The 14,913-nt window shown below is 41.0% G+C and carries 17 protein-coding genes; 8 read left to right on the forward strand and 9 right to left on the reverse strand.

Going from position 1 to position 14,913, the window contains the following annotated elements; all coding sequences use genetic code 11:
- Nucleotides 1-209 precede the first annotated feature (209 nt).
- The 4 genes from HU823_RS07090 (at nucleotide 210) to HU823_RS07105 (ending at nucleotide 3,589) form a co-directional block, all read left to right on the forward strand.
- Nucleotides 210-1,178 carry a DMT family transporter gene (locus HU823_RS07090; protein ID WP_197221572.1) on the forward strand — a complete coding sequence of 323 codons (969 nt, stop codon included), beginning with the start codon at nucleotides 210-212 and terminating at the stop codon, nucleotides 1,176-1,178.
- A gap of 194 nt (nucleotides 1,179-1,372) precedes the next feature.
- On the forward strand, nucleotides 1,373-2,242 hold the full coding sequence (locus tag HU823_RS07095) for an AraC family transcriptional regulator (protein ID WP_197221573.1): 870 nt from the start codon (nucleotides 1,373-1,375) through the stop codon (nucleotides 2,240-2,242).
- A gap of 134 nt (nucleotides 2,243-2,376) precedes the next feature.
- Nucleotides 2,377-2,712, forward strand: a complete 336-nt coding sequence (locus HU823_RS07100) for a PadR family transcriptional regulator (protein ID WP_197221574.1) — start codon at nucleotides 2,377-2,379, stop codon at nucleotides 2,710-2,712.
- A 1-nt stretch (nucleotide 2,713) separates the two neighbouring features.
- Complete coding sequence (locus tag HU823_RS07105) at nucleotides 2,714-3,589, forward strand: permease prefix domain 1-containing protein (protein WP_197221575.1); 876 nt, start codon at nucleotides 2,714-2,716, stop codon at nucleotides 3,587-3,589.
- A gap of 47 nt (nucleotides 3,590-3,636) precedes the next feature.
- On the opposite strand, the gene HU823_RS07110 is transcribed toward HU823_RS07105, so the two are convergent.
- Genes HU823_RS07110 through HU823_RS07130 form a run of 5 tightly spaced genes read right to left on the reverse strand, consistent with a single transcriptional unit; the run spans nucleotide 3,637 to nucleotide 8,221 of the window.
- The gene (locus tag HU823_RS07110; protein ID WP_197221576.1) at nucleotides 3,637-4,767 is read right to left on the reverse strand and encodes a hypothetical protein; all 1,131 of its coding nucleotides are present in this window, start codon (nucleotides 4,765-4,767) and stop codon (nucleotides 3,637-3,639) included.
- A 15-nt stretch (nucleotides 4,768-4,782) separates the two neighbouring features.
- Nucleotides 4,783-6,051, reverse strand: a complete 1,269-nt coding sequence (locus tag HU823_RS07115; protein ID WP_197221577.1) for a hypothetical protein — start codon at nucleotides 6,049-6,051, stop codon at nucleotides 4,783-4,785.
- Entirely contained in the window at nucleotides 6,035-6,919 is an 885-nt protein-coding gene (locus HU823_RS07120; RefSeq protein ID WP_197221578.1) for an ABC transporter ATP-binding protein, read from the reverse strand. Before HU823_RS07120 ends, HU823_RS07115 begins: the two co-directional genes overlap by 17 nt.
- Entirely contained in the window at nucleotides 6,920-7,675 is a 756-nt protein-coding gene (locus tag HU823_RS07125) for a hypothetical protein (RefSeq protein ID WP_197221579.1), read from the reverse strand.
- Complete coding sequence (locus HU823_RS07130) at nucleotides 7,676-8,221, reverse strand: RNA polymerase sigma factor (RefSeq protein WP_197221580.1); 546 nt, start codon at nucleotides 8,219-8,221, stop codon at nucleotides 7,676-7,678.
- 216 nt (nucleotides 8,222-8,437) lie between these two features.
- Here HU823_RS07130 and HU823_RS07135 point away from each other — a divergent pair, with 216 nt between their 5' ends.
- The gene (locus tag HU823_RS07135) at nucleotides 8,438-8,920 is read left to right on the forward strand and encodes a hypothetical protein (protein ID WP_197221581.1); all 483 of its coding nucleotides are present in this window, start codon (nucleotides 8,438-8,440) and stop codon (nucleotides 8,918-8,920) included.
- 54 nt (nucleotides 8,921-8,974) lie between these two features.
- On the opposite strand, the gene HU823_RS07140 is transcribed toward HU823_RS07135, so the two are convergent.
- Together HU823_RS07140 and HU823_RS07145 are read right to left on the reverse strand one after the other, a co-directional pair.
- The gene (locus HU823_RS07140) at nucleotides 8,975-9,670 is read right to left on the reverse strand and encodes an OmpA/MotB family protein (protein WP_197221582.1); all 696 of its coding nucleotides are present in this window, start codon (nucleotides 9,668-9,670) and stop codon (nucleotides 8,975-8,977) included.
- A gap of 5 nt (nucleotides 9,671-9,675) precedes the next feature.
- Nucleotides 9,676-11,298 carry a hypothetical protein gene (locus tag HU823_RS07145; RefSeq protein ID WP_197221583.1) on the reverse strand — a complete coding sequence of 541 codons (1,623 nt, stop codon included), beginning with the start codon at nucleotides 11,296-11,298 and terminating at the stop codon, nucleotides 9,676-9,678.
- A 254-nt stretch (nucleotides 11,299-11,552) separates the two neighbouring features.
- Between HU823_RS07145 and HU823_RS07150 the strand changes: the two genes are divergently transcribed.
- Together HU823_RS07150 and HU823_RS07155 are read left to right on the forward strand one after the other, a co-directional pair.
- Entirely contained in the window at nucleotides 11,553-11,843 is a 291-nt protein-coding gene (locus tag HU823_RS07150; RefSeq protein WP_137791047.1) for a DUF4183 domain-containing protein, read from the forward strand.
- Between the two features lie 70 nt (nucleotides 11,844-11,913).
- Nucleotides 11,914-12,420, forward strand: a complete 507-nt coding sequence (locus HU823_RS07155) for a DUF4183 domain-containing protein (protein ID WP_231607325.1) — start codon at nucleotides 11,914-11,916, stop codon at nucleotides 12,418-12,420.
- Nucleotides 12,421-12,424: 4 nt separating this feature from the next.
- Here HU823_RS07155 and HU823_RS07160 read toward each other — a convergent pair whose 3' ends face one another.
- Nucleotides 12,425-13,588: a hypothetical protein gene (locus HU823_RS07160; RefSeq protein WP_197221584.1), complete on the reverse strand. Its 1,164-nt coding sequence runs from the start codon at nucleotides 13,586-13,588 to the stop codon at nucleotides 12,425-12,427.
- A gap of 107 nt (nucleotides 13,589-13,695) precedes the next feature.
- Nucleotides 13,696-14,358, reverse strand: a complete 663-nt coding sequence (locus HU823_RS07165) for a DUF975 family protein (protein WP_197221585.1) — start codon at nucleotides 14,356-14,358, stop codon at nucleotides 13,696-13,698.
- Nucleotides 14,359-14,478: 120 nt separating this feature from the next.
- Between HU823_RS07165 and HU823_RS07170 the strand changes: the two genes are divergently transcribed.
- Nucleotides 14,479-14,889: a thiol-disulfide oxidoreductase DCC family protein gene (locus HU823_RS07170; protein ID WP_197221586.1), complete on the forward strand. Its 411-nt coding sequence runs from the start codon at nucleotides 14,479-14,481 to the stop codon at nucleotides 14,887-14,889.
- The last annotated feature ends 24 nt before the right edge of the window (nucleotides 14,890-14,913 follow it).

Below are 14,913 nucleotides of genomic sequence, written 5' to 3' on the forward strand. Positions count from 1 at the left end.
TCGGATAAATGTTGGATTACCACGTATAAATGGCAAGTTACCTCGTATAAAATCCGGATTACCTCGTAAAAAAAGTAATTTACCTCGTAATTATTGAACCAAAAAGAGTCTTCCCAAATTCGTACAACCATATGGTAAGATAATAAAAAAAGATAAGCATGTTGAACAAGACAGTTGCATACTTTTTAAAGGGAAACGGAGGACTTAACATGAGACCGATATGGCTTGGAATTGCGGCAGCCTTTTTCTTTGGCGTCACGTTCATCTTGAATCGTTCCATGGATTTATCAGGCGGAAGCTGGCATTGGAGTGCAGCCCTTCGCTTTTTTTACATGGTTCCGTTATTGTGGATTATCGTTTGGATGCGTGGCAACGTGCGTCCAGTTTTTCAAGAACTTAAAGCAAGATTTGGCACGTGGTTTTTATGGAGTTCGGTTGGATTTGTGCTCTTTTATGCACCGATTACATACGCAGCAGGTTTTGGAGAAGCGTGGTTAGTGGCGGCGACTTGGCAGATTACAATCGTTGCAGGTTCTCTTCTCGTGCCCTTTTTTTACGATGGGGAGAGTGGGAAAGATAAAGGAGCAACACGCCAAAAGATTCCTTTTAAAGGGTTAGGCTTTTCGCTAATCATACTAGGAGGTGTCGCACTCGTTCAAGTGCAGGAAGCAAGTGGTGTGAACGGCTCCGTTTGGTTGAACGTTGTGCTGCCAGTTCTGATCGCGGCAATTGCTTATCCACTCGGCAATCGAAAAATGATGGTTGTTACGAACAAAAGGCTCGATGCTTTTCAGCGAGCATTCGGTATGACGATCGCATCACTTCCGTGGTGGGTTGTCCTCGCAGGAATCGGATGGGTGGAGAGCGGACCCCCAACGAACGATCAGTTATGGCAGACGTTCTTAGTGGCCATTTCATCAGGTGTTATCGCAACGGTTCTCTTTTTCCAGGCAACGGACCTTTGTGCGAACAACCCTGTGAAACTGGCTGGTGTAGAAGCGACGCAATCGGCTGAGATTATTTTTGTATTAGCCGGTGAGATGTGGCTGTTATCGATCGCAAGCCCAACGTTCCTTTCAATGATGGGCGTTCTCATCATCATGCTCGGCATGTTTTTACACAGTTATTATGGAAAAACAGAAGTGGCGCAAAAAAAATCTATGAAACTTGCAAAATGATGAATAAAAAAATGTGAGCTGGGAATAGTAGTACTACCCCCCCTTTTTAAATAGTAATTTGAAACAGCCGTTGCCCGTAGCAGCGGTTGTTTTTTTGTGCGATGTAAACGTCAAATCCGTTAAACTATATACAGAGATTGTCGGATGTCATCTTCTTCCCCTTGTTATTCTTATTTTGAAAGGAGGCGTTAGTAATGGATTCGCTTAAGAGTATGAACGACGCGTTGCAATATATGGAGGATCACCTTCAATATGAGATCGACTTTGCGGAAGTAGCGAAACGAGCGTATTGTTCAGAGTATCATTTTAAACGAATGTTTTCCTTTTTGGCAGGAGTTCCACTTTCAGAATACGTTCGGCGCAGACGGCTGACTCTGGCTGCTTTTGAGTTGCAGAACAGCGACATAAAAGTAATTGATGTGGCAGTGAAATATGGCTACTCTTCACCCGATTCTTTTACAAAAGCATTTCAACAGATGCACGGCATTACGCCATCAGAAGCACGTAAAAACGGTCAATCACTCAAAGCCTTTCCGCGCATGTCCTTTCAATTATCGGTAAAAGGAGGAAGTGAAATGAACTATCGTATCGTTGAAAAAGAGGCATTTTCTATCGTGGGTCTCAAAAAACGAGTTCCGCTTGTTTTTGAAGGGGTAAATCCGGAGATTGCCGCGATGTGGCAGAGCCTCACACCAGAGATGATTAGTGAGCTGAAGAGTTTATCAAATATAGAGCCTAGTGGCTTAATCAGCGCGTCAACGAACTTTTCGGAGAGGACAACTGAAAACAGTGAGCTTGATCATTATATTGGGGCAGCCACAACAAATGTTTGTCCTGAGAATCTGTCAGAACTAATGGTGGAAGCATCCACTTGGGCAGTCTTTGAAGCGGTCGGCCCTTTTCCAGAAACCCTGCAGAACGTGTGGGGACGTATCTATTCAGAATGGTTTCCATCATCGTCGTACGAACAAACAGAAGGACCAGAGATTCTTTGGAACGCGGATAAAGATACGACGTCACCTACATTTAGAAGTGAGATCTGGGTGCCTGTTAAGAAAAAATAAAGAAGTAGTGTAGGAAGCATCGGCTAAGTGGCTGGTGCTTTTTTCATGGGGAAAAGAGTTCTAGTATATTTGTTTTAATAATACCTTGCATTATTAGGTATTATATTTTATATTGAATTTGGAGGTGGTTAAAAATGGAAGTTAACAAAGAGGTTCTGAAAGGCCACATTGATACGTTGATTTTATCGTTAATGGTTAAAAGAGATATGTACGGTTATGAGCTGGCAAAGCTCGTTCGCGAAAAAAGCGAAGATCAGTTTGAGTTAAAAGAAGGAACGCTTTATTTATCACTAAAACGATTAGAAAAGAACGAATGGATTGAATCCTACTGGGGAGATGAGCACGGGCCAGGAGGAAGGCGGAAGTATTATAGACTGACAGAGCAAGGGAAGAATGGATTTGAGCAAAAGCGAAAAGAATGGCAGTTTGTAAAACGAATCATTGATCAATTCATTGAAGGAGGAGAATAGGTTGAAGCAGATCGATAAATACATTCAATCCATCTACAAAGATGTTGTAGGTTCTAGAAACGAAGTGGAAGAGTTAAAAAGAGAGATGCGATCTCACCTTATTGAAGCCGTTGAAGAATTAAAAGCAGAAGGGAAAATGGAAGAAGAAGCGATCCGTATTGCGATTAACAATTTTGGCGGAGAAAATCAAATGGTCAAAGGACTTTCTGAATTTTTTACGGTTCAGAAAAAGTTTACGAACTATATTCTAACGCTTGCGGTCATTTTTCTTGTACTAAGCGCGATCTTCTTCATCACGTCCTATTCAAAAGCAGATGATTATAAAGAGGAAGTTGATCAGCTTCAAGTAGTGGAAGAAGAAAAGGAAATCATCATGAACGATGTGTTTGATGTACTAGATGCATCAAATGAAGTAGGAGACAAGGAAAAATACGATCTGCTAGATGTCTTTAACAAGTATGATGATAAGTTAAATTTAGTTGCTGTGTTCGCTGCTAAGGACGTAGAGAGCTGGTTGCAAGACAAACAAAACCAAGCTGTGAAGGAAGGACCTGATTCTCATTTTCCGATCGACTATACAAATGCCAGTATAGTTGTTGGCAACAATAAAGTAATAGAGGATACTGACAAGATCGTGCCGAGTGACTATGATAAAGGAACGGTAATCATGGCGAATGATAACTGGGTCGTTCAGTACGAATACAGAACTTCTTATGAAAAAACCGTTGAAAAACATCTACAGTATACTAACTATGGACCAAGCATCTGGAGTTTTTATCAAATTCCGATTCTGTTTGCTGCACTATTTATTGTGCTAGGCGGGGTATGGTTGTTTTTGAATAGGCAGAATAAGAGATTGAGAGCAGTAATGGATTAACGTGTATAAAAGCAGCATCTGCGTAAATTAGCCGATGCTGCTTCACCTTAAATATTCTTCACTTTTTCCCTTCGATAACGCCACATAAACAATAGCGAAGTAAGAATAAGAATTGTGATAAAAGAAATAGGTACGAGATAAGGATTTAAATAGATTGTAGTAAGGTCTTGAATAAGATATGTAGTACCTGTGCCAAATAGCAAGAAGGCTAGCGGAACGTGCAGACCTACACTCGTCATATAATTGGGAGCGATGCTAGATACCCAAGCTCCGACAAATACCAACGCGATTCCTAACAAATAGACACAAATCAAAGTAAGGACGATGTATTGAAAAAAGGTTAAGTCATACCATGAAACAAAGGAATTAAATATGGAGTTAATCGAAAGTGGAAAGAACATACTCGTGTCATTGCCTCTATACATGAAAAAGAAAAAAGCGAGCTGAGCGGTTATAACGATCATTGCGGCAGATATTCCTGTAAGGAGCTTTTGAGAAAAAAGTTTGCGTCCTGTTTTTGATGTATACTGCAGAAGCTGTACGTGATTTCTCTTGTCCTGAATGTATAATGGCATAAGAATAATCATGATGTTTAAGAAGATGAGAATGGCTACAAATTTTATTAAAGCATTGTAGTTTTCAAACACCATATCCGTAAATATCGCTTTTGTTGATCCGTTTTCAACCAATTCATCCATGCGTGCATTTTGTTTTGGAGTTAGTTCATGCTCATTAAAACGTTCAGGATGCTCATATCTGTCAATGATCCCATCACGTGCCTGAATCTCCCAAAAAATATCTACAGAGTCTTCAAAAAAGATTTTGCTATGCAGCGCAGCTAGTTTTTCGTTTTCCAGATCCATGTTGCTAAATTCCTCATACGTATCAATGCCGGCAGCGACCATTTCTTTCTGTGACTTAAGATACTCTGTTGCTTCTGATATTCGTTGTTCCTTAATACCTTTAAAATCTTCAAATTCCTCATTATCCATAAATTCGCCATAATCTTTTAGCATTTTTTGTGTAGCGCGTAAACCATCTAACTGTGGTCTGCCGTTAGGAAAATACTTAAATTCAAACATGATAAACTGTTGATATACGATGAAGCTGACTAAAAGCAGCAGGCAGATGATTTTTATCGAAAACAGCTTTCTTATCTCATTAAATAAGATTCTCATAAGTTCGCGTCCTATCTATATATTTTCTTTAGCAAAACGTTTGATGAAAAACCATGCTGTGAGCAGTAAAGCGATTAACCATCCTGTGACGGTAATGACTTCGTAAAATTTGAACGTCGTAAAAACTCCGCTTTCCATCCACCATTTCTTCACATTCATCACTAGAATAAAAGGAGAGAAGTGCGTGTAAAGAAGCATTGTACTGTCCTTGGGCATGATGCTTGGCATATAAAGACCTGCCAAAAAGATAACACCAAAAAGTGTGAAAACGATGTAGCTGTTCCGTATCAGCATGGAGAGGCAAAACGTAATCAAAACAAATAGGATTTGGCAGATTACAACTAAACCACATGACATGAATAGATATTGGATAAACGTGACGTTCCACCAGCTAATAAAAGGTATATTGTTTAGTTCTATTAAGAATCCAGAACTGATCGGTACGTTCCAAAGACTAGAATAGTCAAACACCATAAAATAAACGAATAGTGTTATAGCGAGAAGAACGACAGTTACAAGTATTGATGTGAAAATGGACACAAGAAGCTTATCCCACATTAATCTTCTGCCGCGTTGTGTTGCATAAGCGACTAAGGATGTTTTATGTTCAAACTCATAATTGACGATAAAAGCAGTGAACAGAACGATTAAGATCATAGCTTGAAACAGCATAAACCCAAATAACGTTTTAAAAAGAAAAGAATGTGTACCAAACATTTTCCCATGAAAGAAAAGATGAAGATGTTCTTTGTTTTGGATAAGCTCTTCTACACGTGGCTTCAATAAAGTGTATTGCTCACGAACTTTTTCAGCAGCTGCACCTTTCAATCCGAAAAGCCTAATGCCTTCTTCTGCATTTTCCATTACATTTAGTTCATTATATTTTGTCTCAATTTCTTGTAAGGAGTTCACATACGTTTCTTTTATCGCGAGTTTGTTGATGTCTTGCAGTTCTTCTTTTGAATAAATGTTTGATTCAATCAAACTATAGTAGGGCTCTGGTTTATAAAAGTCCGCTGCGGTTTGATAGGTGTCTCCAGTTTTGCTCTGTGAGAGCTTATTCCAAGTATTTAAATCTTGTTCATACGAGGTTTGCAGCTTTTTACGTCCCTCTTCATCCATTAATGATCCGGTTTCTTGTACGATTGGCTGAAGTGACTTCATATCATGACGCAGATTTAATTGCTGATAGATGAGAAAGCAGTTGAACAAAAGAAACAGTACGAACAATCCTAGAATAATAGGGGACGAGATAATTTTTTTAAATTCAAGCCGTTTGATCATCGGAACGTACTCCATCTTGATAGATATACAAAAAGACATCTTCTAAGTTAGGGTGTACCGATTTCCACTCTGGTTTCGCTGTGTCTTCTGTTAAAAACCGCATGTACATGCTTCCGTTTTCTTGTTTTTCAGACAAGCTAAGGTAAGTCGTACGAAATTGTTCTGTTTGTTCATAACTCACTTCAGTCTCGTAAACAAGTCCATCAATTTTGCGGCAGATGTTAGAAACAGTATCTTTAAATAACACTTCTTGGTCTTTGATCATGATGATCTCGTTTGCGATCGATTCTACATCTGAAACGATATGCGTGGATAAGATTACAATGCGATCGCGAGCCAGGTTCGTAAGCAGGTTACGAAAACGAACTCTTTCTTTAGGATCTAAGCCAGCTGTGGGTTCATCTAGAATAAGAATTTTCGGGTCGTTCAGCATGGCTTGAGCGATCCCAACACGTTGAATCATCCCACCTGAAAACTTCTTCATCTTTTTATTTGCCACATGATCCAGTGCTACAGTTTTAAGCAGTTCTTCAACACGAGTAATTGCCGTTTTTCGGTGTATTCCTTTTAACGCCGCCAAGTAAAGCAAATAGGAGGTAGGCGAATAATTTTTGTAATAACCAAACTCCTGCGGAAGATAACCGATCATCTCCCGGTACTTTTCATCCATCTTAATAATATCTTCTCCGTCATAACGAATGCTTCCGCTCGTTGGAAACAAGAGGGTCGTGAGCATTTTAATCAGTGTTGTTTTACCTGCTCCGTTCGGCGCCAACAATCCATACACACCGTTATGAAACTCTAGGTTAATATTTCTTAGTGCATGAAACTGACCGAAATTTTTTGTAACATCTTCAACGATTAACATTTATAAAACTCCTTCTGCACCTCTAAATGCAATTAGTTTTTTTAGCGTTTTTACATAGAGCACGATGCTGATGATGAGTACGACTCCGTATACATATGTAGGTACATGACTTAAAAACATGCTGTACATGTTCTGATTTAAGGTGGCCGGCAGAACATTCACTAACAGCCAGCTTGCCATCATGAGATAAGTGGCGAACGGCCCTTTTGCATGGTGTAAGGCGTACAGGTAAAGGACCGAAAATAGGCTTAACGAGCTGCATGATAACAGCAGTGCATCCAGGATTTGAATCGATTGAAACAAGAACGATAGAACGATAATCAATGCGATATTCATGAGCATCGTTAGCAGACTGAAAATTAACATACGAAAAGCGGCTAGCTGAAACACATGGTACTTACAGGTCATCTCTACTGAGAAAGTGTCTTTCATTAAAGCACGTACTAAAAATAGAGAGGATAGAGCAAAGAAAAAAATAGGAGACAACGTAAAGATGAAAGAATATAAATCTTGCATGTCTAAAGATGATTTCAGTGAAAATATGCCGTATAGCATTACAGCTAGCGCTAAACAGGTCGTAAACAGAATTTCAGTAGCATCTCGAAATAAATAGCGAAAGCCGAGCTGCTGATACATTTCAAGAAGATAAGATAGAAACGATTTGGGTTTGGTTAGACCGGCAGATACGATAGATAAAATCTGGTTTTTTCTTTCAAGATCCGTTGGATATTCGATGTGGAATTTTTGCTTCTCCATTTATTCAGCCTCCATTCGTTGCTTCACTTTTTTTATCGCAGCATAATACTTTGTTTTAATAGATGACTCAGGCATATCAAGAGAGCTGGCAATTTCGATGAACGTTTGCTCGCCGAACAATTTAAGCCGCAGAATCTGCTGGTCGATAATAGAGAACGTGTTTATAAGTCCTGCCGCCTTTTCAATGTCTTCTCTCCATTCCAACTCGAGCGTGAAATCTGAAGGCATAGCTACATCAATACCTTCCATCGAGTCTGTGGAACGATCATATGTATAGTTTTTAGATCTGAAATAATCTACGAGTTTGTAGGTCGCGATTCGGTACAGCCATGTTTTGAAGGATGCTTTTTTCTCGTCAAACTGTTGGATCGATTGAAGCATGCTAATAAAAATGTCTTGTGTTAGATCGAGTGATAGTTCTTTGTTCAGTGTTTGTTTATAAACATAGGCATAAATAGATTGATAGTAATGAGAGATGAGCTCGTTCGCCGCATGTTGATCGCCTTTTTTTTGAACAGAGCTGATCCATCTTTTCTGCTTCATCATGATTTTGTCTTCACTTCCAGACTAAAAAGGTTGTCTTGCTCATATATTCGTAGTGGATAGATAAATAGTTTTACTTTTTATAAAAATATTTCCATTTTATTATAGAATCATATAAGAAGTTAAAGGAGAATTATATAGTAATAGCAAATAATAGAAAAACTATAGAGGAGTAGCTCTGTTAATATAGCAATTTTTAATAGAAAGCTAGGTGAAGATATGTTTTATTTTGATCTAGATTACTTGGTGTACTTTGCAGTGGTCGTATTATTGTTATTTGTCGGAGTGGCGATTGCAGCTGTGAAGTCAAAAACAGCTTACGATGAGAAGGGGGAAGAGAAGATGTTTAGACATTTGTATATATATTTGGTGTTGTTTACGACGCTTTCGCTAACGATAGGAGGAAGTATTAGCGTATTTATGAGCGTGGCCGATATTGTGAGCCCGAATACATATCAAGCTAGTTTTGCAGAATACAAACTGGGTTTAGCGGAAGTAGAATATGATGAAAACGGAAAGCCGTTGCCTAATAAGAAAACGGAAGAAGAAATGCGGAAAGACTACGAGATGATGATTGAAAACGAAAAGTTGCAGGAGAGAAGGAATGAGATAAATAATATTGTAAAAAGTTCTGGGTTTATACTTATTCCATTTCCGGTCTTTCTGTATTTTAAGCGTCAGTTGCGTAAAAAACAAGCTTAATAGCAGACAAAAACGAGCGAAGAGTTCCGCTCGTTTTTTTTTGTGCTGATTTTGTTATTGCTCTACAATCTCCTTAAGTTTGCTCTGCCATTTGTCGTCGTCCAAAATGATCTGAAACGAGATGCGGCGGTTTTTTTGCAGAGCCTGAGCAGAGTTACCTTCTGCAATTGGCTTATATTCGCTATATCCTGTTGCGGCAAGGTATTGCGCGTACTCTTTTTTAGCAAGCTTTGGATTTGCTTTTCCAAGATAATCAACGACCGCGACCGCACGCTGAGTGGAGAGCGACCAGTTGTCGTACGGAACGGAATCAGTATGGCCTTCAATCAGAATGATGTACAGGTACTGACTCATGTCTTTTTCCTCGATAATTGCCGCGAGTGCGTCAGCGAGCGGGTCGAGCACTTGCTTACCTTTAGCTGAAATATCTGCGCTTCCCGTATCAAAAAGAATATTTCCTTCTACAGAGATCGTGTTGTTCGGTCCACGGATGATTTTATCTTTTCCAACGTTTTCTTCAAGTTGTTTTTGAATGAGGTCAGAAATATGCTTCTTCACCTCTGCCACCTGACCAAGTTCGCGTTTAATCTGAGCCTGATCATACGCGTTATAGATGCTCTGCACATAAGCGAGGATCGCGATAAAAATCATGACGAGCACCATCATACTCATCATATCGGTAAAACTTGGCCAGAAGATTTCTTGCGTTTCTTGGCTGTCGTCGTTGTAGTAAGATTTTCGCGCCTTCATACCGATCACCGTCTCCTAAAATTTTGCGGCGAGACTTCTGGCATGCGTTCATCTTCAACGTATTCTGGTGCACGAGGACTGCGTGCTTCATAGATCACTTGGTTGGATGATTGGTTCATGGCAGCTTGGTAGATCCGCTGCATGAGGTGATACATGTCAGAGAGTGTGCGATTGTTGTCGGTGATGCTTCGCGTTAAGCCGTGGTGCAGGTTTTCGAGCGTTCGAGCGAGCTCGCGCATATCATCATCGCGGCTGTTTTGATTTTGTGAGTTGTTTAAGGCAGAAGCGAGCTGTCTGCTCTGACTATCCATGATGTTTCTAACTTGGTCGGTAAAATCACGCTTGATATGCTCCACCGCAGCGTAGAATCCTTTTTCGAGCTGACCGACGCTTGATGCAAAGTCAGCTGCCGCACGGCCGTATTCGCCTTGTTTTTCGGCATATCGGTAATGCCATTCGTCTTGCTTTTGCGCGAGGCGGTTCTCGAGTGCATCATGCTGATTTTGGTAGTGCTGCAGCTGTTCCTGCATGCCGCGAAGCATCGATTGGGCATGCTCTTCAGATCGGCGCTGTGCTTCTTGCAGCATTTTATCAGAGCGTTGGATGAGTTGTTCAAACTTTTGCTGACCTTGTGTGTGGCGGTCGTTGCTCGTTTTTAGCTGCTGCTCGAAAGAAGAGATGTTCTTAGCGAGCGCGTTAATACTCGTGTCGACCGTTTTTTGAATGGTTCCTAGTTCTTTTGTCGTCTCGTTGAACCGCTGTCCGAACTGATCGAGCTGTGTAGCAGAAGCGGCGAACCGTTCAGCGTGTTCGCGCTGTGCTTCAAATATTCCATTCACGTCTTCCATCGCTTTTTGAAGACCTGCTGTAAAATTAACCATCTGCGATGCGAATTCACCGAGTGTTTTATCAAATGACGACTCGACGCGTGAGGCAAGGCGATCAAGAAGGCGTTCAACCGAATCTTGTGGTTTGTCGTTGATCAGGTCGCTGTTAATGTTGTGATCAAGGTATACTTCACAATCGGCTAAAAGTTTGTTCTGCATATAAGAAAGTGATGTTCCTTGGGAGAAGAAGCCTGACTGAATGGAATTGAGCAGAAGTGCGGCTCCAATTCCAGCAATACTCGTATAAAAGGCAACACTCATCCCTTCAAATGGTGCAGTGAGGGAGGATATGATTGAGTTTAGCGTAAGATTTGAATCAGCAGGCTGCGTGCCGAGCGTCATGAGCGTATCTTGCATCGATAAAAGAGAGAGCGTAAGTCCGACGAACGTTCCAAGCACACCGAGAATAATCGTGAAGGACGGAAGCTGGTTGAGCAGCTTTTGGATATTGCCGACCGGTACCCTCAAGACGCCAAGAAGCGGAATGCGTTCATTGTATAGATGTTTTTCAATCAGTGCCTGCGTGTTGAGCTGCGGAACTCCTGCTAGATGAAACTGTTTGTAATCCGCTGTAACGCGTTGTAGCCATTGCGAATACGGCTGCTGATCTTTATTCGTTTCAAGCTGTTGAAGCTCTTTGTTCCATTTCCGAAAGTGATAAGCGGTTTGTGTATGCCCCACAATCCCCATAAACACGAGAAACCCAATGACCCCGACGACGATTAAAGTAAGTTGATCCATCATGCCACCCCTTAGATGTCTTGTCTGACTGTCCTATATTGATAGATATGTCCTACTGTCGGGAAATATTTTAGGAAATGGGGTCTGACCCCAAACAAATACAAAATCCCCTGAACTGTCCATTTAAGATGGACAGTTCAGGGGGGACTTTTTTGGGTCATTTATAGGTACATTAGCATAGAATAATGGTGTTGTTAGGCAATACCAACAGTTGTTTGAGAGTCTAAAATCTAAATGAAATGGGGATTACATCAATGCCAATCATTAAACCGTATTTCAATGTGAACGCGAGCAGATTCGCTTCAACCATCGCAAGTGGTACTGGAACGGGTGCGACATTTGAAATTGCAGCAACTGCTTTTACAGACGACACAGGTGCACCTGCTACAGCTTTCCCTACGACATATTCGTACTATAACCTATACATTAATGGCATGATTCAGACAGATGATACATCAACCGTAACGACAGCTGAGATCACCATTCCAAACGGGGATACACTTGCCGGTCAGACACCTGTAATCATAGAGTTTGTAACTACTTAATTAACGACATTCAAGATAGAGCAGCAGCGGGGCAAGGTACTAGAGCTAGCCGTGATAGGGGGAGTTTACGTTGTTCCAAAAACCAAATCATATGTGTGGTAAAAGAAAAACCTTGTTTGACCGCTGCTGTTCACAACATCAATCAAAAAGAACTCTTTTCCGAAACGAGTCTTGCCGTTCATCATCGACGTACTGTACCTGTTGCGACTGTCCATCGTGTGAAGCTGACGACTATTATTATTTCTCGTGTCCGGCACACATCCCTTTTCCGCCATTTCCACCTGTACCACCATCACCGAGGTTACTACGTGTAGACACCTTTCAATACACGACTGTTTCAGATGGCGTCAAAAGAATATATACGAACGACGATCGATATATAGAGTATGGAAGCACAGATATTTTGAATCCGACAACTGTTTCGTATGTGAATCTATTTGTTAACGGCATGCTGCAGCCGTCTTCTTTTTATGAAGTGGAAGAAGGGAGACTGACGCTTCTACCATCAGCGGGTCCTGTTCCTGATCGAGGTGTTCCGCTCATCCTTCAGTTCATAAAAATCATAAACAGCGGCTAAAAAACTAAACAATTTCAACTTGGACAACCGTATCAGCAATCGTACTAATAATGGCAGTTGAAACTTTTAAAGAGAGTGTATCTCCAGCTTCATAAGTTAACGAAACGTCATCATTAATCGCGGAATTTTGTAAACCGTTCATAGAAGCATTCAGTCCCGTATCTGCGCCATTCTTACGGATCGTCCAGGTTACTGAAGTACCTAGGCCAGGGCTGACGAGTGAGCGAATATTTAACGTTTTTACGATACATCTTTGGCTGATTCGTATGATGACCTCAGTACCCGTGAGAGACGCTGTCCCCGGACGATAAAAGCTAGTGCCGAGTCCAATAACACCAGGTTGAGCCCAAAAGAAGATAGAAGGCTGTCCGAAGGTTGAGAAGCCGAGGTTGTTCGCTGTTGAATTGATCAATTGAGTACTTCCGATTGTTAACGTACCAGCACTTTGCGAGATATCTGCCGTTCCTCCCTCAAGTATACATCCGACCAATTTGAGTGAAGCTCCCGTTAAGTTTACTTCCGCAGCGATGTAGGAGCCTGCACCACCACCATTTATACTTTGAATCACGGCATTTTGGCAGTTGAACGTTTGTGGATTAGAATCAACAAGTATCCCTCTTTTGTTGCCAAGCCCTGCAGATCGTACCGTTACACTCGAGTTAAACAGATTACTTGTTCCAATCGTCGGATTTCCTGTTCCGAATGAATGAACGCCATAAACATTCGAAGTGCCGCCAGTACCCGCCGCAACGTTATCGACTTGAACCGTTACACCTTTTACGCTAGAAGATTGTGCAGTCGTACCTGGAAAAGCGATTCCCGTTAGATCGACATGAGCTGAAGAAGTTAGTTGAAGAGTAATGTCCTCTACAGTCGTATTGTTACCCATCGTTAGTAGCGTCGTGTTAGAGGTTACGTCTTTTGAAAGGATGACGGTTGAAGCACTTATTCCTTTAATCGAGTTCCCTTCTGGCAATGTAACGACCTCATCGTATGTACCTGGATATACCAGAATCGTGATTCCTTGAGCATTTGAAGCTACAATGGCAGAGATAGCTCCGTTGATTGTTTGAAAAGGATTCCCGCCGATCGAGGCCGTACTGTCGTTTCCTGATTTTGTTACGGTCGCCGTGTTTGCCCGAGCTAGAAGAACCTCAATAATCCCCATACGGAATCCCCCTTTAATGCCATTCCTTATAAAGTATGTGGGGGAAGATTTTTTCATGAAAAAAGAGTAAAAAGCCCCGGAGCCAAAGCCACGGGGTCAATAGAAATTTATTCTGTTTGGTGTTCGTTAACAAGATCGCTGTAAAACGCAGCATACGAAGCACTCATGTAGGGAGCGAGCCAAAAGAAGCCGATGCCGAGAGATAAAACGCAGAGAATGCCCCAGCCTAGAAAGCTTAGCTGTAAAACGAAAAATTTCCACTTATAGCCGTCCATCAGCTTACGGCTTTTCTTGATCGCAGCGTTAATGCCAATTCCGGGATGATCTTTTAGAACAAAGTACGTTTGCGAATAACTGAACGCTTTAATGATACCAGGAATCAAGAGAAGTAGAGACCACAGAATCAAGTACACCATCATTACTAAGTAGGCGCCGAGTATTTTTACATACGTGCTGATCTCAGAAAACGCTTGAAATAGACTCGAAACATTAATTTTTTCACCCGTACGAATCACAGATAAAAACGTCCACAGGTATCCAATATATAATGGCAGTAAAACGAGTGTGATGATGAACGTGCTGAACGTCGGTCCGTTAAGTTCGTCCGCGGGTTGATTCAACCAAGCGCTCCAACCACCACTCAAATTCACTTCAATAATTAGTGGGATAAGATAAAAGATGCTCGAGAACAACAACGTAAACAATGCGGCAGTGCCCCATTGTCTCTTAAGCTGAAGTCGAGCTTGCTGTTTAATTTCTTTATTTTTCATGATGTATCACCTTTCTGAAGTTGTCCTATCCTTATACTACGGTTTAAAAGGCGGAAAGATGCGTTTTCATGAAAATTAATAGTAGACTAGAGGAAAGCGGATGTTAGAGGAGGTCTAAACGTGAAACATGATTTAACTACTGCTGTGCTTCTTTTTGATGGAGTATGTAATCTTTGTAATGGAAGCGTGCAATTTATATTGAAACATGAAAAAAGTGAGAAGTTAAAGTTCTCGGCGATCCAGTCAGTAGCCGGGCAAAAATTGTTATCACAGTACAGCATAGATCCCGAACAAACAAACTCCGTTATTTTAATTAGTGACGAAGTGGTATATACAGAATCAGATGCTGTAGCAAAAGTTGCAGAGTTTCTGAAATTCCCATACAACACAGGGAAATACATGAAAATTGTACCTCGGCAGATTCGAAATGTTTTCTATAAAAAGGTCGCGAGTAATCGGTATAAATGGTTCGGGCAAAAAGAGAGTTGTATGATTCCAACACCTGACCTTCGAAATAGGTTTCTGCAATAGTTTTTACCAGCAAACTTCATAAGT

Source organism: Fictibacillus sp. 18YEL24, from assembly GCF_015903855.1.
Taxonomy (GTDB): Bacteria; Bacillota; Bacilli; order Bacillales; family Fictibacillaceae; genus Fictibacillus; species Fictibacillus phosphorivorans_C.